This window comes from Bacillus sp. es.036 (genome assembly GCF_002563635.1).
Taxonomy (GTDB): Bacteria; Bacillota; Bacilli; order Bacillales; family Guptibacillaceae; genus Guptibacillus.
Window position 1 is genome coordinate 247,728 of record NZ_PDIZ01000001.1, and the last position, 22,682, is coordinate 270,409.

At 40.2% G+C, this 22,682-nt stretch carries 23 protein-coding genes and 1 pseudogene; 13 read left to right on the forward strand and 11 right to left on the reverse strand.

Annotation, left to right across the window (positions count from 1 at the left end; all coding sequences use genetic code 11):
• Positions 1–247: 247 nt before the first annotated feature.
• Positions 248–2,062, reverse strand: coding sequence for an LTA synthase family protein (locus ATG70_RS01285; protein WP_098442584.1), 1,815 nt, complete (start codon positions 2,060–2,062; stop codon positions 248–250).
• Between the two features lie 171 nt (positions 2,063–2,233).
• On the opposite strand from ATG70_RS01285, the gene ATG70_RS01290 reads away from it, so the two are divergent.
• The 5 genes and pseudogenes from ATG70_RS01290 (at position 2,234) to ATG70_RS01310 (ending at position 6,909) form a co-directional block, all read left to right on the forward strand.
• Positions 2,234–3,325 (forward strand): hypothetical protein, encoded by a 1,092-nt coding sequence (locus ATG70_RS01290; protein WP_098442585.1) that lies wholly within the window; start codon positions 2,234–2,236, stop codon positions 3,323–3,325.
• A gap of 78 nt (positions 3,326–3,403) precedes the next feature.
• Positions 3,404–3,849: pseudogene (locus ATG70_RS01295) on the forward strand (DUF4385 domain-containing protein).
• A 300-nt stretch (positions 3,850–4,149) separates the two neighbouring features.
• Positions 4,150–5,403 (forward strand): MDR family MFS transporter, encoded by a 1,254-nt coding sequence (locus ATG70_RS01300; protein ID WP_098442586.1) that lies wholly within the window; start codon positions 4,150–4,152, stop codon positions 5,401–5,403.
• Positions 5,404–5,463: 60 nt separating this feature from the next.
• The gene (locus tag ATG70_RS01305; protein ID WP_098442587.1) at positions 5,464–6,189 is read left to right on the forward strand and encodes a RibD family protein; all 726 of its coding nucleotides are present in this window, start codon (positions 5,464–5,466) and stop codon (positions 6,187–6,189) included.
• 132 nt (positions 6,190–6,321) lie between these two features.
• Positions 6,322–6,909: a hypothetical protein gene (locus ATG70_RS01310; RefSeq protein ID WP_098442588.1), complete on the forward strand. Its 588-nt coding sequence runs from the start codon at positions 6,322–6,324 to the stop codon at positions 6,907–6,909.
• A gap of 264 nt (positions 6,910–7,173) precedes the next feature.
• Here ATG70_RS01310 and ATG70_RS01315 read toward each other — a convergent pair whose 3' ends face one another.
• Both ATG70_RS01315 and ATG70_RS01320 read right to left on the reverse strand, forming a co-directional pair.
• Positions 7,174–7,899 carry a Bax inhibitor-1/YccA family protein gene (locus ATG70_RS01315; RefSeq protein ID WP_098445673.1) on the reverse strand — a complete coding sequence of 242 codons (726 nt, stop codon included), beginning with the start codon at positions 7,897–7,899 and terminating at the stop codon, positions 7,174–7,176.
• Positions 7,900–7,974: 75 nt separating this feature from the next.
• The gene (locus ATG70_RS01320) at positions 7,975–8,430 is read right to left on the reverse strand and encodes a GNAT family N-acetyltransferase (RefSeq protein WP_098442589.1); all 456 of its coding nucleotides are present in this window, start codon (positions 8,428–8,430) and stop codon (positions 7,975–7,977) included.
• A 184-nt stretch (positions 8,431–8,614) separates the two neighbouring features.
• On the opposite strand from ATG70_RS01320, the gene ATG70_RS01325 reads away from it, so the two are divergent.
• Positions 8,615–9,064 carry a CBO0543 family protein gene (locus ATG70_RS01325; protein WP_098442590.1) on the forward strand — a complete coding sequence of 150 codons (450 nt, stop codon included), beginning with the start codon at positions 8,615–8,617 and terminating at the stop codon, positions 9,062–9,064.
• Positions 9,065–9,121: 57 nt separating this feature from the next.
• On the opposite strand, the gene ATG70_RS01330 is transcribed toward ATG70_RS01325, so the two are convergent.
• The gene (locus tag ATG70_RS01330) at positions 9,122–10,309 is read right to left on the reverse strand and encodes a cytochrome P450 family protein (protein WP_098442591.1); all 1,188 of its coding nucleotides are present in this window, start codon (positions 10,307–10,309) and stop codon (positions 9,122–9,124) included.
• Positions 10,310–10,563: 254 nt separating this feature from the next.
• Here ATG70_RS01330 and ATG70_RS01335 point away from each other — a divergent pair, with 254 nt between their 5' ends.
• From ATG70_RS01335 to ATG70_RS01345, 3 genes are all read left to right on the forward strand, one after another.
• Complete coding sequence (locus tag ATG70_RS01335) at positions 10,564–11,400, forward strand: formate/nitrite transporter family protein (RefSeq protein ID WP_098442592.1); 837 nt, start codon at positions 10,564–10,566, stop codon at positions 11,398–11,400.
• Positions 11,401–11,508: 108 nt separating this feature from the next.
• Positions 11,509–11,709, forward strand: coding sequence for a hypothetical protein (locus tag ATG70_RS01340; RefSeq protein ID WP_098442593.1), 201 nt, complete (start codon positions 11,509–11,511; stop codon positions 11,707–11,709).
• A gap of 146 nt (positions 11,710–11,855) precedes the next feature.
• Positions 11,856–12,359 (forward strand): GNAT family N-acetyltransferase, encoded by a 504-nt coding sequence (locus tag ATG70_RS01345; RefSeq protein WP_098442594.1) that lies wholly within the window; start codon positions 11,856–11,858, stop codon positions 12,357–12,359.
• Between the two features lie 23 nt (positions 12,360–12,382).
• Here ATG70_RS01345 and ATG70_RS01350 read toward each other — a convergent pair whose 3' ends face one another.
• Together ATG70_RS01350 and ATG70_RS01355 are read right to left on the reverse strand one after the other, a co-directional pair.
• Positions 12,383–13,168 carry a glucose-1-dehydrogenase gene (locus ATG70_RS01350; RefSeq protein ID WP_098445674.1) on the reverse strand — a complete coding sequence of 262 codons (786 nt, stop codon included), beginning with the start codon at positions 13,166–13,168 and terminating at the stop codon, positions 12,383–12,385.
• A gap of 17 nt (positions 13,169–13,185) precedes the next feature.
• On the reverse strand, positions 13,186–14,046 hold the full coding sequence (locus ATG70_RS01355) for a GRP family sugar transporter (protein ID WP_098442595.1): 861 nt from the start codon (positions 14,044–14,046) through the stop codon (positions 13,186–13,188).
• A gap of 206 nt (positions 14,047–14,252) precedes the next feature.
• On the opposite strand from ATG70_RS01355, the gene ATG70_RS01360 reads away from it, so the two are divergent.
• The 3 genes from ATG70_RS01360 to ATG70_RS01375 all read left to right on the forward strand — a co-directional run bounded on the left by ATG70_RS01360 (position 14,253) and on the right by ATG70_RS01375 (position 16,506).
• Positions 14,253–15,500 carry an ATP-binding protein gene (locus tag ATG70_RS01360; RefSeq protein WP_179886135.1) on the forward strand — a complete coding sequence of 416 codons (1,248 nt, stop codon included), beginning with the start codon at positions 14,253–14,255 and terminating at the stop codon, positions 15,498–15,500.
• A 73-nt stretch (positions 15,501–15,573) separates the two neighbouring features.
• Positions 15,574–15,777 (forward strand): PspC domain-containing protein, encoded by a 204-nt coding sequence (locus ATG70_RS01365; RefSeq protein ID WP_098442597.1) that lies wholly within the window; start codon positions 15,574–15,576, stop codon positions 15,775–15,777.
• Between the two features lie 375 nt (positions 15,778–16,152).
• Positions 16,153–16,506, forward strand: coding sequence for a DUF2200 domain-containing protein (locus ATG70_RS01375; protein WP_098442599.1), 354 nt, complete (start codon positions 16,153–16,155; stop codon positions 16,504–16,506).
• 85 nt (positions 16,507–16,591) lie between these two features.
• On the opposite strand, the gene ATG70_RS01380 is transcribed toward ATG70_RS01375, so the two are convergent.
• The 3 genes from ATG70_RS01380 to ATG70_RS01390 form a co-directional block, all read right to left on the reverse strand.
• Complete coding sequence (locus ATG70_RS01380; RefSeq protein WP_098445675.1) at positions 16,592–16,852, reverse strand: GlsB/YeaQ/YmgE family stress response membrane protein; 261 nt, start codon at positions 16,850–16,852, stop codon at positions 16,592–16,594.
• Between the two features lie 186 nt (positions 16,853–17,038).
• Complete coding sequence (locus ATG70_RS01385; protein WP_098442600.1) at positions 17,039–17,884, reverse strand: STAS domain-containing protein; 846 nt, start codon at positions 17,882–17,884, stop codon at positions 17,039–17,041.
• Between the two features lie 292 nt (positions 17,885–18,176).
• Positions 18,177–18,455 carry a hypothetical protein gene (locus ATG70_RS01390; RefSeq protein WP_098442601.1) on the reverse strand — a complete coding sequence of 93 codons (279 nt, stop codon included), beginning with the start codon at positions 18,453–18,455 and terminating at the stop codon, positions 18,177–18,179.
• A 430-nt stretch (positions 18,456–18,885) separates the two neighbouring features.
• On the opposite strand from ATG70_RS01390, the gene ATG70_RS01395 reads away from it, so the two are divergent.
• Positions 18,886–19,662 carry an SDR family oxidoreductase gene (locus tag ATG70_RS01395; RefSeq protein WP_098442602.1) on the forward strand — a complete coding sequence of 259 codons (777 nt, stop codon included), beginning with the start codon at positions 18,886–18,888 and terminating at the stop codon, positions 19,660–19,662.
• Between the two features lie 51 nt (positions 19,663–19,713).
• Here the strand turns inward: ATG70_RS01395 and ATG70_RS01400 are convergent, their stop codons facing one another.
• Both ATG70_RS01400 and ATG70_RS01405 read right to left on the reverse strand, forming a co-directional pair.
• Positions 19,714–20,673: a sodium:calcium antiporter gene (locus ATG70_RS01400; protein WP_098442603.1), complete on the reverse strand. Its 960-nt coding sequence runs from the start codon at positions 20,671–20,673 to the stop codon at positions 19,714–19,716.
• Between the two features lie 288 nt (positions 20,674–20,961).
• Positions 20,962–22,536, reverse strand: coding sequence for a catalase (locus ATG70_RS01405; RefSeq protein WP_098442604.1), 1,575 nt, complete (start codon positions 22,534–22,536; stop codon positions 20,962–20,964).
• Positions 22,537–22,682 lie beyond the last annotated feature (146 nt).

Sequence of the window (22,682 nt, forward strand, 5' to 3'; positions counted from 1 at the left end):
CCTATTTGAAATGAGTTTATACCTCTTCAACTATAAGAATATTCTGTCTATTAATCAAGGAACCATTTCACTAACTTTCTTAGTTGGAGAATAGGTATATAGAATGGTAACCGCTGTTCATTCGACGGGTTTCTCTGAAGTTCTTAATCATGCTTATTCTCTCTCAAAAAAGCTGTGTCAAAGGTACTATAAGCCACAAAAAAACGATCCAGACCTTTAGATGTCTGAACCGCCAATTCATTCGTTTCTACTCGTTACCTTTTTCAAGACCATTCTTCTCAATAATATCATCAGAAAGGCGAAGTTGCTCTGCTACCTTTTCGATTTGATCTTTACAGTTATCAAACGCTACTTTCTTTTCACTAGAAACGTTATAGCACGTGCCGTTTCCAGCTTCTTCTGTTAAATCAGCTTCGTAATAATAATCTTTATAGCGGAAAGACCCATCTCGAAATGCGGTTAAATTGGATTCGTCATCAAGAAGAGATCTCCCCATCATATAAGGCATATCCATATTTAATACGTCCAGGATCGTTGGAGCGATGTCAATTTGCCCACCATTTTCTTTTACAACCTGCCCACTACTGTCATTCGGTTGCTTTATAAAAAGTGGCACCTGACGATCAAGTTCAAACGCATCTACAGCACTTTCAACATTGGCTTCCTTTCTCATCTCGCTGCCTTCGTTCGTCAGGCCGCTATCATGGTCACCGTAGAAAATGATAAGGGAATCTTCCCACATTCCTTTCTGTTTCAACTCATCAATCATTAATCCGACAGCCTGATCGACATAATTAATTGTTTGATAATATCGTTTTAACATTGGGTCCTCATATCCTGATAAATCAAGTTCTCTCTCATCTTTAGGTATCTCATACGGCGTATGGCTCGTTAATGCCACCATAAACGCAAAGTAAGGTTCTTTTAACGTTTCCATATGTTCTATTGATGTAGTGAGAAAGTTTTTATCGTTCAAAGCCATGCCGATTTTTTTCTTGTTCGGATAGTCTTTGTTGCTAAAGAAGTGATTGAATCCAATGTTCTCATACACTTTATCACGGTTCCAAAATCCTTTGTCATACGCATGCATGGCCGCTGTGTCGTAGCCATTTTCTTTCAGTAACTCCGGTAATGACCCGAATTCATTTTCTGGAAAACGTGTATAAACGGAGCCGGATTTCAATGGATAGAGCGACGTATTTGTTATAAATTCAGCATCAGACGTTCTTCCTTCATGCGTTTGATGATAGAACGAAGAGAAGTATAGCGTTTCTTCTTTTAACTGATTTAAATTGGGAGTAAGCTCTTTGCCGTTGATTTTCTGTCCAATTAGTGACCCTTGGAACGATTCCAATTGAATCAAAAGGATATTTGGTTTCTTAGGAGAACCTTCTGTGTTTTCTGAAGCATTTTTCTCGAGCATTTTTTGTTGTGTCGCGGTTAAATCATCATCAGCATCAAAAACTCTGACCACACCTCGCCAAAGATCAACGCCGTGATAGCCCCAGAAGCCAAGCTGGTAATAATCACGCATATCTGAAATGGAGTGCGTCACTAGCCATTGGTCATCTTTAACAGCGCTATAGGTTAACGGTGTCGCAAACAGAACGATCCCGATAAGAAATGTAACGCCTGCCGTTATTTTCCGTTTCTTCTTTGTTACTTCATACGTCTTCTTTCTCGTGAAAAAGAGGATCAAAAGAAAAATCACCACATCAGCGAAAAGGAAAAAGTCTTGAAAACGGATGAGCGCCATAAATCCTCCGCCCACATCGCTCATCTGAAGCATCTGAGAAAGAAGAGAAACAGAGAGCATATCTTCAAAATAGCGGTAGTACCAGAGATCGGATATTAAAAGTAGACTATGTAGAAACAAAAGCGTGAGCCATATCCAGCGGCGTTTCTTCCATTGAATGAGAAGTGTCCAGCTTGATAAAAGTAACATGCCGGCAAGGTTCATAAGAAGAAACTGCAATGGAAAAGCCGTATTGGTATAGAAGCTAAATAGCACAAATTTTAGAATGGCTAAAAGTAAATAGATAGCATAACCGAAAAATATCATGGGATCCTCCTAACGTCTGTCATCATTGTCGACTAATCTTTACCCTGAAACACACAGGAAGGAACGTTAGAATGTGTTAGATTTGTATTTTTTCCAACAAGTGTAAGAAGATTACCTCTTCTTTAAAAGGTTTCATTATAATAGAAAATAACAAGACGAGGAGGGGATCATATGACACTTTCTTTACCGTTACAGGAAATCGCCTGGAAACGGGTCGTATTCTTTTTGTTCATTATCATTGTGCCGAATTATCTTGTAATGCAAACGCAAGTGGTTGGCCCTATCGATGATCGAGTGGGTATTGGAACGGCGCTTGACCTTAGCATCATTTTACCGTTGTTACTCTATTTTTTTGGGTTTCGAAAAAGAGTTTCATGGATTCTGTTGTGTGGATTGGTATTCTTTGGGGTGTTGCTTGCCAATTGGATGATCCCCTCTCATGCGGATGCACACCTTACGTATTTTAATGTCATGGTCATTGTCCTTGAAGTAGGTGTCATCGCTTTTGAGTTCGTTCTTTTTATTGCCATTCTTAAAAGGATTCCCATATTAATAAAAAACTATCAAATGGAAAAGACGATTCATCATCATTTTCTTCTAAGCTTTTCACGAGCGATCCAACAAACGTTTACCTTTCAAAACAAACGACTAAATAAATTCGGTTTTCTATTGCGATTAGTAGCGACGGATCTTGCTGCTATTTACTATTGTTTATTTAGCTGGAGAAAGAAAAGGCAAGCAAACGTTGAACATGTAAATTCATTTACGTTCCATACAGATGGAGGTTACCTTGGTGTATTTTACATGCTAGTTCATGCCATGGTCATCGAGATAATTGCCGTTCACATGATGGTTGCACAGTACAGTCATGTAGCGGCCTGGATCGTGACATTTTTTGATCTTTATGCGCTCCTATTTATCATCTCAGATTACCAGGCGATTCGATTATCTCCTGTTATCCTTAGTGAAAAAGGCATTCATTTTCAAAAGGGCATTCGGCAATATGGATTTATCGAGTGGAATGCTGTAAAAGCAATATCAGAAAACAAGAAATCTCCTGAAGAAGTGAAGCAGGATCGAGCAAGTGTTGAGTTTGCGCTTCATGGACTTGAAAGAGAGCAGGCTCCATTCGTGATTGAACTGAATCGAACGGTGGAAATGAATCAGGTTTTTGGCTTTAAAAAAAGCATTGAGCATGTGTATGTGAAAGTGGATAAGCCTTATGCGTTTCGAGATAAGGTTAATCACTATCTAGGATCGTGAAAGAAGAGAGTTAAATGAACTTGCATTGTTTACGGTAAGGAACATACTGGGAATACCCTCCAAAAAGGAGTGGTATCGATGGCTTTTAATTATGACCTCGATTTTGACAATATTAACTTTCGAGAGCAGCCTGAAAAGTACCGCGTTGGTCGCGGGGAGCAGGGTGTTCTAATGGTAGAACCTTATAAAAGTGAAATCCTCCCACACTGGCGCTTTAAAACACCTGAGATCGCAAAAGAATCGTCAGAGAAAATTTATCATATGTTTCGCGAGTATCAAGAAAACGATGATTTCGTAGGGATGGACATGGCTCGTAAATTTATTCAGATGGGTTATACAAGAGCTCGTCGATATGCGAATTATAAAGGTGGTAAGAAATACGATAGCGACGGTGATGTGAATGAGCGGGATATTGATGAAGAAAAAGCCGAATCAGCAAGGATTTTGAAGAGAAGTGGAAGATTGTTCGTACGGATCAAGCTTATTTAAAGAAGAAGAAGGAGCACCAGAAGAAATATGGGTGATTGCCGCGTTTATAACGGTTTCGCGGAATTATGTTAAATATCGCGGAAAAAACGCGGAATTAATTTGATTTTCGCGGAATTCTCGACGAATAGGAAGTTCTTTTAATTAACTCAGCTCATGGCGGCTGAGTTTTTACTATGTTTGAGCCACTTTCTTAAAGGATTTTCATTCTTATATTGTCTCAATATGGAAAATAAGGTATTGTATATGGAAATATCTGAAAAAAGGGAGGGTTCGAGCTATTAAAATGAATCGCCTACACACTACATGGTGCGTACATAGAATAGGAGAGACAGAAAATGAGATTCAGAGACTTTCACAAAAACATTAAAATACGTCTAATTGAAAACTTTATAAGTCGCTTTATCGGAAGTATGATTTTTCCGTTTATGTCAATTTACTTAGCGGTCCATTTTGGAGCCAAGGTCGCAGGGCTTCTTTTGTTAGTGAATGTGTTTATCGGGATCGGCATTAACTTTCTTGGCGGTTATTTCGCAGACCAATTTGGTCGAAAGAAAGTGATGCTGTTTGCGGAAACGCTTCGTTTTCTCGCTTTTTTAACAATGATGATCTGCAATTCACCGTGGTTTGAATCAGCAGCCATCACATTTGCGATGATGACTGTGAATAGTATTTGTTGGGGACTCGCAGGCCCAGCGAACCAGGCGATGCTGATCGATGTAAGTACCCCGCCGCAGCGGAAGCTGATGTATTCCATTTCGTATTGGGCAAATAACCTCTCCATCGCCGTAGGGGGAATACTTGGCGCTTTCCTATTTAAAGACTACTTGTTTGAACTTTTTCTATCTCTTAGTCTTGCAGCGGCAGTTACAGCATTCTTAGTTGCCTTCTTCATTGATGAAAGTCATAAACCAGTTGTGGAAGAGCTGAAACCTGCTCAACATGTCATGCAATTATTATCCACTTATAAAAGAGTGTTTCAGGATCGGTTGTTTGTGCTCTTTACGATCGCGGGCGTTCTTATTCTTTCCATGGAATTTCAGCTAACAAACTACATAGGCATTCGCCTAAGTGAGGAAATGCCAACTCAGCAATTTCTTCTTTGGGAGTTCGATGGTGTTCAAACGATGGGGTTTTTAAGAAGTGAGAACACAATTATGGTTGTTATTCTGATGCTGTTTGTTACTAGAATTCCGCATTCATTAAAAGATAAATCGGTCCTTGTTTGGAGTTGTTTCTTCTTTACAATCGGATACGGTGTTTTAGCGTATTCCAATAGCTTAAGGCTTCTTTTTCTAATGATGGCGGTACTAACAATTGGAGAAGTTTTCCGCGTCCCTGTTGAACAATCGTATATGGCAGCCATTCCACCGGACGATGCAAGGAGTTCCTACATGGCGTTTGGAGGATTAAAGTTCAACCTTTCGATGCTCGTTGCATCCGTAACGGTTTCGCTTGGTGCGGTTTTTTCTTCGATGTTGATGGCGATCGTGATTACGAGTATTGGTTTAATTGGCACGCTCATCTTTTTCATGATTTCTCCTGAATTAGATGCAAGAAAGCAGCAGGCGGAATTAAGACAAGCGGGATAAAAGTCATGTAAATTCATTTATAACAGAAAACACTGACATTCATTTCCTGGAAAATTTATAATGGAATTATTCAAACCAAAGGAGATGATGAAGCTGAAAAAAAGACCTGAAGTGGTAATCAACGTATTTGCTTCAATGGATGGAAGAATGACGACAGCGCCAGGACATAATGTGATGGAATGGACGTCATACGGTGTGGACGGTAAGGCGAATGATGAAGCTCATAAACTATACGATGAATTAAATTGTGATGCGCTCGTATCAGGAAGTGAAAGTTTAATTGTGTGGAGCTCAGATTGGGTAGAGCTTGAGAATCCAATTACGACGCCACAGAAATCGAAAGCATATATTGTTTTTGATGGGAGAGGCCGAATGGATTGGGCGCAAACCGAGGGACTAATCGTTGTCACAAGAGAGAATGTGAGTCAGGCCTATATTGAGCAGCTAGACACGAAGGGCATTACATACATTAAAGCAGGTGATGGAGAAAAAATCGATTTTGAACTTGCTCTTGAACAACTTTATGAACTAGGATTTAGGCGCCTTGCCATTAGCGGAGGCGGAACGATCAATGGCGCTTTCTTAAGAGCGGGCGTTGTGGATGAAATTAGCGTTGTACTTGCACCGTTAGCAATTGGAGGTCGAACGACGCCAACGATCTTTGACGGTGAGAATTTGGAGTCCATTCAACAAGCTGTTCCACTTCAACTGGTGGAGGTAAAGCCTATCGGAAATAAGGGAGCAGTTTGGCTTTATTATCGTGTGAAAAAGCAGGTCATGAGCTAAAAACGTACTATTTCAAGTCCTCGAAGAAAATTCGAGGATTTTTTTATTCACACCTTTAGAGAAAAATTAAATAGTGGTAACATATGTAAAAGATTCAATTGAAAAAATGTTAAGTTAGAAAGGAGGTTACCGATGCTTTCTAACTACCCTTATTTACGTATGAAAGAAGAATCCATTTTGAAAAGTCAAAGCAGAGAATACAGCCTTTATGCGGAGGAGCGTTTTATAGGTAGGATTGAAGAAATGAAAACGTCAATAGAGTTAAAGAATCAACTATTGAAATGGATTAATCTGCATGCGGTGGCGAGTAAGCATTTTTACGTGAGTGATGTTAACGGAAAAGTGGTTGCTCAACTTAAAAAAGCCAGAGGTTTCAATAAGGACGTAGAAGTATTTGAAGCTGATGGTAGATTACTTGCGATTCTAAAGCAAAAGTTAGGAATGAAAACTCAGACCATTTCGGCTCAGCTACCTGAAGGAAAGTCTTACATAAAAGCGGTTGGAGAAAATGGTTCCTTCCACTTAACCGTTAAAGATGAAGGAACGATAAAAGTAATAGCCTCCATTCAAAAAAAGTCGACTCGATCAGCAACAATAAAAGAGGCCTTGTTTTCTGGTGGGGAGTACCACATTCAACATACCAAACCCCCCAATCAAGTAGAGCAAATTATCCTGATCGGAATGGCAGTAGTATTAAATGATCAATTACATCATGCTTAAGTTCTTTGGTGAATTTAGGGTTGAATTGGAGATTTTCTCATGACCAAAACAAAATGGGTATTGGTGCTTTTAGCAGCAATGGACATGCTTCTGATTGCAAAGCGTTTAAATCCGATAAAAAAAGAGACCCTCATCCTTCGTTTATTAGAATAAGCCTCCGTATTACTTTTACTGATTTGGGCAGGAAGCTATTTACTAATGATTCTCGATAAAGCATAGAAAAAAGCCACATCCCGATTGAAATCTGGATGTGACTTTTATTTGTTATCGTCTTAATTTTTGTAGCAAATGAAGAATCTCAATATACAACCATACGAGCGTCACCATGAGTCCGAACGCACCGTACCATTCCAGGTGTTTTGGAGCGCCGCGGTTTGCACCGTTTTCGATAAAGTCGAAATCAAGCACGAGGTTGAGCGCTGCGATCGCGACAATGAACAAGCTAATGCCGATTCCAACAAGGCCGTTTGAGTGCAAGTAAGGAACGTTGGCATTTAAGAAAAGGTTGAGGCCAAGATCAATGATGTATACGACGAAAATCGCAAGCGTAGCGGAAACGATCATTAATCGGAAGTTCTTTGTTACCTTAATAATTCGAGCAGCATATAAGAAGAGCAGAACGCCCATAACGGAAAAGGTAAGAGCGGCGGCCTGAATGACGATACCAGGGTAGCGTGATTCTAAAATGGCTGATATCCCACCAATCGCAAAGCCTTCAAGCGTTGCATAGATCGGGCCAGTAATTGGGGCAGCACGATGAAAGAAGGTGGTGATGAGGGCGAAAATCAATCCGCCGATTGCGCCAATAACCATCATCGTGTACACATCTTCTCCTTGCGCATAGCGATACCATGTATAGATGGAGGAACCAAGCAGGAAGAGAAAGAGGAAGAATGTTTTCGCAACAGTTCCTCCAATCGTCATTGCTTCTCCTTGATCACGCGTTCTGTTAAATGTGTTGTTCTTTAAAACGGGGTTTCCGCTTCGCATCATATAAACTTCATCCTTTTTTAAGTAATAGGTCTATCTTAATAAGTATGTTCCCATTTTTGATTCTAACCTAACTTACGATGAAGCGTTTTGAAAAGTTTCAGGTAGTTTTTTCCTCATTAAAACATGGGGGATGCCGTCCTCCATAAAAACGTCTGAACGAGTTTCGTAGCCAAGCTTATGATAAAAACCTTCTGCTTGAACTTGACCATGCAGTTTCACGTTCGTTATGCCTTTCTTGATCGCGAGCTCTTCAAGCTTATGTACGATTAAATTGCCGATTCCGAGTTTTCGATGTGAAGCGAGAATACAAATGCGTTCAAATTTCCCTTCGCCCTCTACAATCCGCCATCTAGCTGTACCAACAGCTTTTTCTTCATCTAAAACGAGAATATGTTCTGCTGTATCGAGCGTATCAAATTCATCGTATTCTTCATCCTCAGGTGTTCCTTGTTCATCGATGAAAACGTCTTTTCGAATACGAAAAGCTTCCTCTAAAGCTTCTTCTGTTTCAATTCTGACTGCGATCATGATTCTTGTGCCTCCTTGATGGATCAGTTCTATAGATTGAGTATAATCATTCATGACGCTTTCTGTAAATGGAGGAGTATTTAATAAAACGAGATAGATGGAGGGGAGGGTCAAGGAGGAATAAAGTGGATCGTGTATAATTACAGCGAGATTCGTGCATTCCTTATATAAGGAGTGAGCGAAAATGGTTTTTAACTTTGTTGCGGCGTTTCTAATTCCGTGGATTGCTGGCATTTATCTCGTAAAAAAGGATGTTAGGCTTTTTCTTTTAATTGCCCCTTTTGCTGCGTTTGTGGCGGTTATTTTTGATGTGCTCGGTTTTCATTTTGGCTTTTGGCGAATAGATCCCGAATATGATACCGAGCCGATCGCAGCAATGCCAATGTATTTTGGCATATATCCGATTTTAGCAGGGTATTTGTTCCTAACCGTCCAACGTCTGCGCTTTCATCCATTGGTCGTTATCCTTTTCTTTTCATTGATTACAACCATCATTGAAGGTACTGGTGTTTGGATTGATCTTGTACACTACGCCAACGGTTGGACCATTTACTGGACCTTTGTTTCCTACTTAGTTGCATATGTGGTGTGTTATGGTTACTATTTATTATTAAAAAAATATGTACCTCTATAGAAAAAAGCAAAGCCCTTCTTCATTTATTGGAAGGGCTTTGCTACTTGGTAAAATGAATTAAAGCTTTACTTTAAGTTCCTGGAGTCCACGCAGTAAAAACATATTGCGCCATTTCGGATCTTCAGCCAGCTGAATGGCAGGAAAGGCTTGAAGTAACTTTTGATAAGCAATTTTCCCTTCCAATCTAGCAAGAGGAGCGCCGAGACAGAAGTGAATGCCATATCCAAACGCAATGTGTGGATTTGGTTTGCGGGTAATATCGAACTTGTTAGGGTTCTCAAATTTTTTCTCATCGCGGTTGGCAGATGAAATTGACGCGAGAACCATATCACCTTTTCTAAGCTGAACTCCTTTAAATTCAAAATCCTCTTCAGCCCAGCGAGCGGTTGAGAAATCAACGGGACTATAATAGCGAAGCGCCTCTTCAATTGCTCCCTCTATTAAAGAAAAATCATTTTGCAGTAGCTCTAGCTGATCGGGATGTTCGAAGAGCGCAAGCATGCCATTTCCAATTAAGTTCACTGTGGTTTCATGACCGGCAATAATCAATAGAAAGACCATTGAATAAAGCTCGTCTGAACTTAATTTCTCCCCATCTTCTTCGTGTTTAATGAGATTGGAAATTAAATCATCTTGTGGATCAGCTTTTCTCTTTTCAAAAAGAGAGGTGAGGTATTCGGTAAACTCCCGAACATCGTTCATAAATTCACCTTCCATGTTATCGGAAGCAGAAACGATGGAGTTTGACCACTTTCTAAATTTATCACGGTCTTCCGTTGGAACACCAAGCAATTCAGAGATAACAATAATAGGTAATGGAAACGCAAAATCGTCGATTAAATCAGCGCTGTTTTTTTGTTTCATCTCATCAATTAATTGATCAGCGATCGCTTCAATCCGAGGAGCGAGGTCCTTGATTGCTTTTGGGTTAAAACCAGGTTGTACCAGTTTACGTAAACGCGTGTGGTCGGGAGGATCGACATCGAGCATCATATGATGAAAAATCTTCGTTTCAAGCGGCTCTTCTTCGCTACGAGCACTTTTTGAAAAAAGTTTTGATTGATCTTTAATAAAGGAAGGACGTTTTAGTAATGCAAGGACATCGTCATAAGTCGTAACGAGCCAGGTGTTGTTTCCATTTGAGCTTCCAATGGATGTAATAGGCTCGTCTTTACGCAAATTTTCATAGAATTCATATGCGCCTTCTTTAAAGTTTGATTGGTAAACAGTTTCAACAGATTGCATACGATGTTCCTCCTTTAATATTCATAACCAAATGTAACTGACTGGTCAGTCAACACACTTAGTATAGAGTAAAAGGAAATGTTTCTCAACAAACAGTATGAATTGTCACACTTTTTTTGGGTTTCATAGTGATGTCGTTTTCATTTTGACAAAACGGAAACAAGTTATCGGTGTGTGTTGTTGAGGGGAGCGTTCAGTCTTACAATAATGGTAGATAATGTGAAGTATTGAACATGTGAATGGAGATGAGGGAGATGGAAGAAGAAACAATCGAGAAGATTTGTACGAGTGCCATTTCGAAGCGAGATTTGCTTAAGGCGAGTATGCCTCATTACTTGCTTCGCGCGATGTTAGCAGGAGCTTATATAGGGTTTGCCTTAGTGTTAAGCTTTACGGTTGGCCAGTTTTTCTATGAAGTTCATTCACCAGCTACCTATGTCATGACGGCACTGTTTTTTGGGATCGCTTTTATCCTCATTGTCTATGGGGGAGGGGAACTGTTTACATCGAATACAATGTATCTAACCATTAGCACTCTAAAAAAAGTAACGTCCTGGAAAGAAACGTTTCTCATTTGGATAACGTGCTATGGTGGGAATTTCCTTGGTATTCTTCTATTTACGCTATTGCTTTACTTTAGCGGTGTTTTTCAAACCATTGGAGTGGATCATTTACTAGTAACGGTGGCAGAAAAGAAAGTGACACTTCCAACTTCTTACTTGTTTTTTAGAGCTATTTTTGCCAATTGGCTCGTGTGCTTAGCGGTGTGGTTACCGCTACGTGTGAAGGGAGATACAGCCAAGATCATTATTATGATGCTTCTTGTTTTCACTTTTTTTACATCTGGGTACGAACACAGCATAGCGAATCTCGCCGTTTTTCTTATTTCATATACTTCTCCCCATTCTGAACTGATCAACGTAGCCGGATTTATGCATAACCTTGTTCCCGTTACCCTTGGTAATATCGTAGGAGGAGGATTCTTTGTAGGTGTACTGTTTTTCTTCTTGAACGAACCTATAAAAAGGAAGGAAATCCAGTCAAATCCAGTTTTAATCGCTTCCACAAAAGTTTTTAATAATAAATTGTAAAAATTCAGTTTTTCTTGTTGGAACGTGACAATAAGAGTGGTAGGTTTAAGTATAAGGGAGAGATGCTCCTCTCTACTCTCATCCAGGAGAGGAAGTGGCCGACGCTCGATGAGTCAACAGCTATTAAGCAAATACACAAAAGTCTTGTATCAGGCAATGGTAGCCATTCAATTCATTAAGCAGCATAAGGAAAAGGCATGTGACATACGACAAATTTCCATACTGACAGGCTTTTCAGAAGAAGCCATATTGGAGGCGATGGAATTTGGGGAATATGAACAGCATAATCGGCACGGAAAAGCTCTTTAACAAACGATCAGGATGAGGAAGAGAGTGAGCGTCCTCCTAATGGAAGGAATGTTTTCTGTCGAGGCGTATAAGCTAATGGAAGGGGGAGTTACTATCAGAAATTGATTGTAACTCTTTTTTTTGATGCGGAAGAGGTGAAAGAATAAATGACAACGCACATCTTTTCGACAGAACGACTCGTTTTACGAAAAATGATATCGGAAGACGTGGATTCCCTTCTTGAAATTTTCTCAGATAAAGAAGTGATGAAGTACTATCCGTCCTGTAAAAATCGAAATGATACCGTGAAGTGGATTGAGTGGACATTACATCACTACAAAATCTATGGTTTTGGAATGTGGATCGTTGAAGACAAAGAAAGTGGTCAGGTGATAGGACAGTGTGGCCTTGTTCTACAAAAATTAGTTCACGGTGTTGAAGTGGAGCTCGGTTACCTTTTTGCCAAACAACACTGGGGAAAAGGGTATGCGACGGAAGCAGCTTTCGCATGTAAGAAATATGCCTTCAATGAGTTAGGGGTTTCCAAGCTTATTTCATTAATTGATCCACAAAATAAAGCTTCGCTAAAAGTAGCGAAGCGGATCGGCATGACATATGAGTGTACGGTTATAAAGTGGAATAAAGAGCTCGATCTATATGGTTGTCAATAAAGTAGGAAATAGCATTGTTATACTTAGCCTCTCCCAGCCTGAAAAGCGGGATAAAGTTTCATTCCACCGTCGGCAAATAACGTAATGCCAGTCACATAGCTTGCTTCATCTGAGGCTAAAAAAGCAGCGATGGAAGCAATTTGAGCTGGTTCCCCAATTTCTTTCATAGGAATCATGGATAGGACGTCTTTTTTTGTCTTAGGATCTGAAAATTTTTCTTCATTAATAGGCGTATTAATGGCTCCGGGACCAATGTTATTCACACGGATGCCGTATGGCGCATATTCAAGCGCAAGCGTCTGAGTAAGCATCTTCATCCCACCTTTGCTTGAAGCGTAATGAACAAAGTGAGGCCAGGGCACAACTTCATGAACGCTAGACATGTTGATAATCGATCCTTTAATTTGATGTTTGATCATATAGTTAATCGCTTTTGTAGAGCCAAGAAACGTCCCGGAGAGATTAACCGAGATCACTTGATTCCAATCGTCTAGCGTCATTTCATGTGAAGGAATTTCCTTTTGAATGCCAGCATTGTTCATCATCACATTCAGCGTTCCATAACTCTTATGCGCAGCCGTGATTAACCTCTCAACGTCCGCTTCTTTTGAAACATCTGCTTGTACGGCTATTGCCTCTCCACCAGAGCTTTTGATTTCCTCCACAACTTTTGTAGCCTCTTCTTCTTTTGATAAATAATTTACGACGACTTTCATCCCTTCCTTACCAAAGCGAATTGCAATCGCTTTTCCAAGACCAGAAGCGGCACCGGTAACAATCGCCACTTTTCCATGTAACTCCTTATACACCAATTGTGCGAACCTCCTTATTTTTTCGTGAAGCCAAGCATGACTCCCCCAACGATAATCAGAATGGATCCGAGGATAACAAATATGAGTTGTTTTTTCGTTTTTCGTTCACCTAGTAAAAAAATTCCCCCAAGAGTCGAAATGATAATACCGGTTTGACTAAGCGAAAAGCTAGTCGCCGTCCCCACGCGAGGTATGGAGAGGAGAAGAGCAAGGTTTCCACTCGCCCACATGAGACCAGGTATCCCGTTTCGAAACGTATATTTATTAAAGGGTTTATGATGAATACTTTGCAGGAGTGCGCCAACGACCATGCCAATTGCTTGAGGGAGAATAGCGGTCCAACCGTCAATCGAAAACCACCTGATGATTACCACGTAGCCGACATATCCCGCAGTTGAGAGAAGCAAGATCGTAAAACCTTTTGCTAAATCACTTTTTCCTTCCGCTTCCCTTTCTTCAGACTTCTCATAAGAAGTAAAAATTACCCCGGCTACAATGAGAACCAGTGCACCGATTCCTATCGTTAGCTTTGTCGTAGAAGACCACTCGCCAAATGCAATAACTCCGAACAAAGAAGTACCGACAAGCTGAAGTCCAGTAGAAATGGGGAGTGTTTTTGATACGCCAAGAAAGGCGACAGCTTTGAATTGATTCATTTGCCCGACAGACCAAAATAAGCCTGATATAAAGCCAACGATTAAGGCGGCTGTTGTAAAATTGGGCGTTGTAAAAAAGTACACCACAATCGAAAAGAGAAGGGCACCAATAGTGGTACCAACAACCTGGTTGTATGGTTCGCCGCCAAGCTTTGTGCTAACAAGTAGAATACTTCCCCACATGACTGCCGGAATGAGAGCAATTAGAATTTCGACCATGTAACCACCTGCTTATTTAGAAAAGGATGGGATAGCATTCTTAACGTCTCACTTTTTTAACATTTTTATCCGTTCTTTATAGGAGTGATCGACACGATATGGAATGGCAATAAAATACATGTGGAAAATAAAGAGGACTTCAGGCATGAAAAAAAGAAATTTACTATGACTAACTTACTAATTTCAAAAGTGTGGTGATGCTTTCAATGCTACTTACAGCCAAAAATTTACTTTTAAATCTCTTACTTGTTTTCGCTCCGCTAAGTATTATTCAAATTCTATACTTATTGAAGCACACAAACTTTTTGAAAAAATCGTCCGGTTGGCTACTTACATTATTTCCTGGCGTAGCGATTATATTGTGTATGGTTTATCCCGTTGTTGTTGATGATAATTTCATCTTAGATTTTAGAAGAATTCCTTTTATTCTAGGTGCATTATACGGAGGTAAGTGGGTTGCGTTTTCGTATCTCTTTATCACACTGGCCTATCGATTTACGTTAGGAGGTACTGGGTTTTATTCGACCTTGCTCTCTTTTACTCTTCTTACAATTGTTGCTTCCATCGTTTCCTCGAAATTTCTTAAATACAGTTTGAAGAAAAAACTTCTCGTTGCAGCAAGTATCGATTTGATGGTAGGTGTATCCTCTACAATCATTTCCTTAACATTCTTTGACACGCAAATTTATACCTCTTCCTGGGTTCTTTTTAATCTGACTAGTCTTTTGGGATTGCTACTAGCCACGCTTGTCTACGAAGTTTTTCTAAATCAGTTTAAATTATTGCAGTCGGTGATGGAAGGTCAGAAGTTAGAAGTCGTCAGTCATCTAGCTGCTAGTATTTCTCACGAAGTTCGAAATCCATTAACCGTTAGTCGAGGGTTTCTTCAGTTAATTGAAAGTGACCTTAAAAGCAAACAAACGAAAGAATATATGGAACTTGCGATAAATGAACTCGATCGAGCGACTGAAATCATTAATGATTATTTAACCTTCGCAAAACCGTTTCCTGAAAATATAGAGGAAATTGATGTCGCAAGCGAAATCGCCTATAGTGTAAGTGTTATTACTCCTCTCGCGACGTTAAAAGATGTGACCATTACGACGAAAATCGATATGCCACCAACCATCATTCAATCAGAAAAGCGCAAATTTCAGCAGTGTTTGATGAACATTTTTAAAAATGCGATTGAAGCGATGCCAGACGGGGGGACACTTACCGTTACGACAAAAATAGAAAAGAAAAAGCTGGAAATTAGTATAGCGGACACGGGAATTGGTATGACGGAAGAGCAATTAAGCCGCATGGGACAGCCTTTTTTTACAACGAAAGAAAAGGGGACAGGACTTGGAATGATGGTTTCTCATAGCATTGTCCAAGCGATGAAGGGGGAAATTATTTATGTTAGTACACAAGGTGAGGGAACGACCGTACATCTTGTGTTTGAAATATAAAAAATAAGGGGAAATTGAAACTTTCTTGTAAGTGATTCGTAAACAATAGAAGAAACGATTGGAGGCTATTATCATGAAGAAATTTTATAAATCGACAACGAATAAGCAGTTATCAGGTGTTCTTGGAGGAGCAAGCGAAATCTTTAACATTGATGCAAGCATGCTAAGAATCGCTTATTTTGCTTTATCTCTCTTTACTTCAGGACTCTTTGTGCTCATCTATATTGCAGCAGCGATTATTTTGCCAACGGATAAGGAAGTACAAAATAATCAGTAAAGGCGCGTACGGAGGATAATATGAAGAAGACTGGATTTTACAATGTCGTGGCTATGGTTAGCTCCTTTTTTCTATTTTGTACAGGGCTAATCTCTTTATTTGGGTGGATGGTGTTATTCTCTACGCCAATTTCTGCAATCTTCGCAGTCACCGGTTTTTTCGGTGTTCTGACAAATAGCTGGCAGTTGAAGAAGTATATACAGAGTAGGTCGTATAACTCGTAATACACTTCATTTATTATTGGTAAGATGAAAAAGAGCGATGTACTTCGATGCATCGCTCTTTTGTTTTGAATTATCTAATAAAAATTAATTTCATATGAATGATACAATTAAAAAATTAGTAATCGTAAATTTGTGAAAGGAAGGATTTCTCATGACCAAACATAAGATCTATACAATGAGTGTCGCAAGTGTCTATCCACACTATGTTACAAAGGCGAAAAAAAAAGGACGTACGAAAACAGAAGTCAATGAAATTTTCTGTTGGTTAACAGGGTATAGCCAGAAAGAGCTAGAAACTCAGCTGGAAAACAAGACAGACTTTGAGACCTTCTTTGCGGAAGCTCCTCAACTCAATCCTTCACGAACCTTGATTAAGGGTGTCGTCTGTGGTATACGAGTGGAAGATATTGAAGAACCAACTATGCAGGAAATTCGCTATTTGGATAAGCTGATTGATGAGTTAGCAAAGGGAAAAGCGATGGAGAAGATTTTGCGGAAAGCATAAGGTCTATAAAAAAAGCGCAATTCTTTATTGAATCTGCGCTTCTTTCCTTTTTGTCTCTAACAAAGAATTCGGATAGTACACTTAACTAGGATTCACTTTTACTACGGGCTTTTCCCATAATAAAGCTCACGATTAACACTAAAATAATTGCTCCTATGATAGCGGGGATAATGTTGAATCCACCAATATCTGGTCCCCAGCTACCAAGAATAAGCGTACCTAGCCACGCACCAACAAATCCAGCAATGATATTTCCTATAATTCCACCCGGAACATCTCGACCTGTAATTGCACCAGCTAGCCAACCAATAATACCGCCAACGATTAAACTCCAAATAAACTCTATCGGAAACACCTCCTACATACAAAATCCTTCTGTATTGTTTTATCCTAAAAATGTAATTCTATCCTTAATCATAAATTCCTCATGGGGTGTCTCGATAAAGCCATAATCGAATAGGAGAACTAAAAAAACCGTATCTCATTCCCAGGGGGATAAAGACACGGCTTTTCATATACAATCACATAGGGATTAATCTCTTGTTAACGTTGCTTCCGAAGAAATAGCCTGAGCAAGGTTAGATGTAATGCGTATTTCACCAAAATCAATTCCAAGCTGAACGGCCGTTTGCGCTATTTCAGGGCGAATACCGGATAAGGTTGCCGTTACTCCAATTAATTTGAGTCCTGTGATTAACTGGAATATTTGCTGCGCGACTCTTGTGTCAACAAGGTAGACCCCCGACAAATCAATGAAAAGGTGGTCAACTCGTTTCGTTGTACAACCTTCTAGCGTATTTTCGAAAATAGCTGTTGCTCGATCTGAATCGATGTCACCAACAAGTGGAAGAAGCGCCTTTCCATCTGGAAGGTCGATTAGCGGGGAGCTAAGTTCATTAATCGTTTGCTGCTGTTCCTCAATGCGAGCATTTAAATGCTTAGATTTTTCCTCTACGACACGCGTCATCACAACATCAACCGCTTCAATGATGGCGTATTTCCAGATATCAAGACTTTTTTGTGACACGAGGTCTTCCGTTGTTTTGGAATACTCTTCGATAAAATCCATGTATTGTTCACGTACGCGCTGGAATTCTTTCATAATAAGATGAGTAGGCGTATTTAAGTGTTCAGGATCCCGTCCAATTTCCTGAACCCAATCAACAAATTCAGCAAAAAAAGCGCTTTTCTCCATTATGAATATTTTGCATAAGTGCTGATGAAACTCGAAATTTTGTGATTTTAATTCACGAATAACTTCAGGATCAGTTGAGGCATAGACGCCCGTTCCACTCTTGTCTAATGACGCATACCAATCTTCAGTTAGCTGTTCTGCTTTCGTTAATAAAAATTGATGAAGTTCTTTGTTACGTTGCATGCAAATATGCTCCTCTCGACACCTAAATTCGTTCTTATTTTAGTAGTGTGTATCATTTCATCCACTCATATATGCGTCCATGATGATGGCATCTTTTAGGTGGGAACAGTATAACAGCGACAGATAGTCACTACCTTTACATATGTTATAAAACCATTATAACAACCTTTTACAAAATCCACGAACTTAATTACGTTTTTGAAAATAACAATTGTGTAACAGGCCGAAAGTTGAGAAGTAAAAAGGGGAGAAGATCCATTTTAAAATGAAGGAAAAATGACACCAGAACTGTTCAACCATGTGTTGAGGTAACGGTAGTAAAAGGTGATTTTGATAATGTAAGGCAGAGCTTTGTTATGGCAATAGAAAGGTGTTTTTCTCTGCTAAGGATACTTGGAGAATACCAGATCGTGTGGAAAAGATGGGTAATGATTTGCTCATGATCGTTAGGATCTGTCCCGGAATTTGTGAGTAGGTGTGAAAGGTGAAGAATATACGTATCATACAATTCATTCAATGAGCTTTGATCTTTCTCGACTAGTCGTTGAATGATCTGTTTCTGAGTTTCCATGTCGGTTCTCCTTATTTTGTAAGTGGTAGTTTTTTCAATACCCCACCTTAATTATTTCAAACTAATAATTCTCGAATTAAAGATATTATCAGATGTAGAAAAATACAAAAGTAAATATCGGGGATCTATGCCATTAACATAAGCGACTGAATTTTCTTGCTTTTTGGATGGGCGTATTGGTATAGTTAAATTGGAGATGAGTGGAAAGGGGACTGTGAACATGTGTGGACAAATCCTGTAAACGTTGAACAATTGATTAGCCTATTTAAAACGATGGGATAGGTCTGTCAATGTAACGAAGACAGGAGGTTCACCACGTTCATGATTGATTAAACGAACTTGACAGCTACCTGAAGAAGGTTCTGTCATTTTTTATGATCATCTCCTTTCACGAGTGTGCGGGTGTTCCTTCATAAGGGAGGAAGAAAACATGAATCAAGAGAGACGAATTGCGATTGTCACTGGTGCAAGCCGTCCGAACGGGATAGGGGCTGCGCTTTGTCGTGAACTAGCTCAGGAAGGCTACAATCTATTTTTTACTCATTTTTCACCATATGATTATAAAACGGGGTACAACGATGCAGAAGCGAACTGGGCCGAGGTATTTGAGAACGAATTAAGGGACCATGGTGTGAGAGTGGAATCGATGGAACTGGATTTAAGCAAAAGCGATGCCCCTGCTCAACTTTTGGAACGCGTGTTAAAAATGCGAGGACAGCTTTCTATTCTAGTGAACAATGCCACCCATTGTGTCGAAATGAGTCATGAAGAATTAACCTCAGGCGTTTTGGATGAGCATTATGCGGTAAATGTGAGAGGTACGTGCATGCTGTCGGTTGCATTTGCAAAACAATTAAAAAAGGACGATCTCGGCGGACGGATTATCAATTTTGTTTCAGGGCAAGACAAAAGTCCTCAGCCTGGGAATCTTCCCTATATTACGACCAAAGGGGCGATCTCTGCTTTTACGACTTCGTTTGCAACCGAGGTCGCTTCCCAACATATTACGGTGAATGCGATTGACCCTGGTCCGACGAATTCAGGGGCAATGGATCGAGCGACGCAGGACTTCTTAAAACCTAAGTTCCCGACCGGACGAATTGGAAGGCCAGAAGATGCAGCGCGCTTAGTGAATTTCCTTACGAGTGATGCAGCGAACTGGATAACGGGGCAAATCATTCATTCAGATGGTGGCTTTCGCGATTAAGAGAAGAACTGAAAAAAAGCGTGCTGACATCGTGTCAGCACGCTTTCCTTTTTAGAATAAAACATATGAAACAACGACATAGAGCAGAGTCATGACGAGCGATGGAGCAGCATAGCGCCATGAACTACGCACAGTTGATGGTCGAAGGAGCAAGTACATAATCACGAACGTCATCAACAGTCCGAGACAAGCGATGAAGATATGAGACATATCAACCGCAGCAAGGATAGGGCCATCTCGATAAAGCAAATCTGTGAGGGCGAGAAGTTGGATGTTGAATAAGTTACTACCAAGTATCGAACCAATTGCCATATTATAGTTTGCTAGTTTAAAAGCTGCGAGCACTGTTACGAGCTCTGGTAAAGATGTCGAGGCAGCGATGAGAAAACTACCTACAAAGCTTGCATTCATACCCGTTGCTTCAGCTAAGCGATCTCCTGCAATGGAAAGAATACTACCGGATACGAAAACAATTAACGCGGCAACAATGAAACCAATTACAGCCGTGCGCAGCGAGATATCTTTCGTAGGAATGTCTTCTTGTTCACCGTCATCACCTGAGATGTACTTCATCGATAGAACATATAGGAAAACAATGACGATCATCTCAATCCCAATTCCAAAGATGGAAATGGAGCCTGGTATTAGTAACGAGACAATTAAAATGACGAGAAAAAGGAGACCGACGAGAGCAGAAGGTACGTTTGCCTTCGTGTTTACCTTCTGAAATAATCTCCGTCTTCTGTAAATCAAGTCAACAACCGCTAGAATTAACAGGTTAAAAACATTACTTCCAAGCATATTTCCAACTGCAATATCGGGGTTATCAATATAAACGGCTGTTAGACTCGTTGTTAATTCAGGTAATGACGTTGCTCCTGCAATAAGGAATGTCCCGACCACAGCCCCACTTAAAGATGACTTCTTACTAATCACATCACCGAACTGATTCAGGTAAATAGCGGCACCGACTACTACGGCTGCTGCAAGAAGAAAGATCAAAATAATCATGTGTAACTCCTCTCCGCCAGCGCATACAAAAAAACCCTGGCACAACAAAATTGTACCAAGGTCTTGCGTACTAAAATCTTAGCCCGATGAACCAGGTATAAAAATACCGTATTGATGACTCATCAGCCGTTACCGGTCGCTACTCCCCTTGTTAAGTTAACTATAGCTCGGTTTAGTTTTAAAGTCAATTAAAAGGGCATGGGCAAATGATTGTTTAATAGGAGCTGTCGCTTCCAAAAACGCAGTGAACCTGTCCCCAAAACTTTTGAAACAGGTTTGTTAAATTCATTAATAAGGATCAGAAGGATGACTTCTTTCCTCTGCATTCTGAACAGCTTCATCCATCTTTTCTTCGGTAGAAGTGCGAAGTGCTTTCAGTCCTTCTGTGACACGCATTCCATAACCCTTATCGCATTCCGTTAACATCGAAATCATACGACTCTGGATTTCCTCACGGCAGTCTCCGAGCGCAATGACGAGATTTGAGATCAAATCATCTCGCTCCCAATCCTTCATTCTTCGATACGTTTCACCCGCTTGTCCGAAATTGTTTTCTATTGAGATTTTATTTCGCTGCAGCTTTCCTTCGACGTATGGTTCATACTCTTTTCCAGGATTAACCGCTTCCTTTAGTCCTCCAATCAAGGAAGGCTCATAATTCACGTGAGGATTTTGATGCTGCGCATAATCTTGCCTGAAATCCATTTGGCCTGCACTTTCATTGGTAGCCACGTGCTTTGCCGGCTTATTAATTGGTAACTGTAAATAGTTTGAGCCGACGCGATACCTCTGTGTATCTGAATACGAATAGGTTCGGCCTTGAAGAAGCTTATCATCAGAGAAATCAAGCCCATCCACAAGGACGCCCGTACCAAACGCTGCCTGTTCCACTTCAGCGAAATAATTTTCTGGGTTTTTATTTAAAACCATTTTACCTACTTTGTGCCATGGAACGTCTTCTTTGTACCAGAGTTTTGTAGGGTCTAGTGGGTCAAAGTCTAAATCAGGATGTTCGCCATCTTCCATAATCTGAACGTAAAGCTCCCATTCAGGGAAATCTCCATTTTCAATCGCTTCGTACAGATCCTGTGTGGCATGGTTAAAGTTCGTGGATTGTATCTGATCCGCTTCTTGTTGAGTAAGATTACGAATTCCTTGTACAGGCTCCCAGTGATACTTCACTAGGACTGCTTTCCCTTCTTTGTTCACCCATTTGTAGGCGTGCACACCTGACCCCTGCATATGTCGGAAGTTTGCCGGAATACCCCATGGTGAGAAAAGAAACGTGACCATCTGCATTGATTCAGGCGTTTGACAGAGAAAATCAAACATCCGCTCCATATCTTGCCTATTTGTAACGGGATCTGGTTTAAAGGAGTGCACCATATCTGGGAACTTAAGCGGATCGCGAATAAAGAAGATTTTTAAGTTATTCCCTACTAAATCCCAGTTTCCGTCTTCTGTATAAAACTTTACCGCAAATCCTCTTGGGTCACGTAGCGTTTCAGGGGAATGAGTCCCGTGAACGACGGTAGAGAACCGGACGAATACAGGTGTTTGTTTGCCAACTTCAGTGAATACCTTCGCCCGTGTATAGTTTGAAATCGGTTCATCACCTACTTTTCCATAGGATTCAAAATAACCATGGGCACCTGCGCCGCGGGCATGCACAACTCGTTCAGGGGTACGTTCACGATCAAAATGACTGATTTTCTCTAAAAAATCATAGTTCTCAAGTGTCGTAGGACCGCGATTTCCAACCGTTCGAACATTTTGATTGTCTGTAACCGGATGACCTTGACGGTTGGTTAGTGTTTCATCCGCTTCGTGTTTTTCATTTTGTTGGTTTGGATCTTTGTTCATGGCAAATCCTCCTTCTATATATCGTTCAAATTATCCCCAAAGAAATCGTCCTTATACTGTTTATATAGTTAAATTTTGGTTATGGGTTTGCACGGAAATGAAACCCTAGCGTCTGTTTAATCGTAAAGAAAGAAAGCGGTTTACTA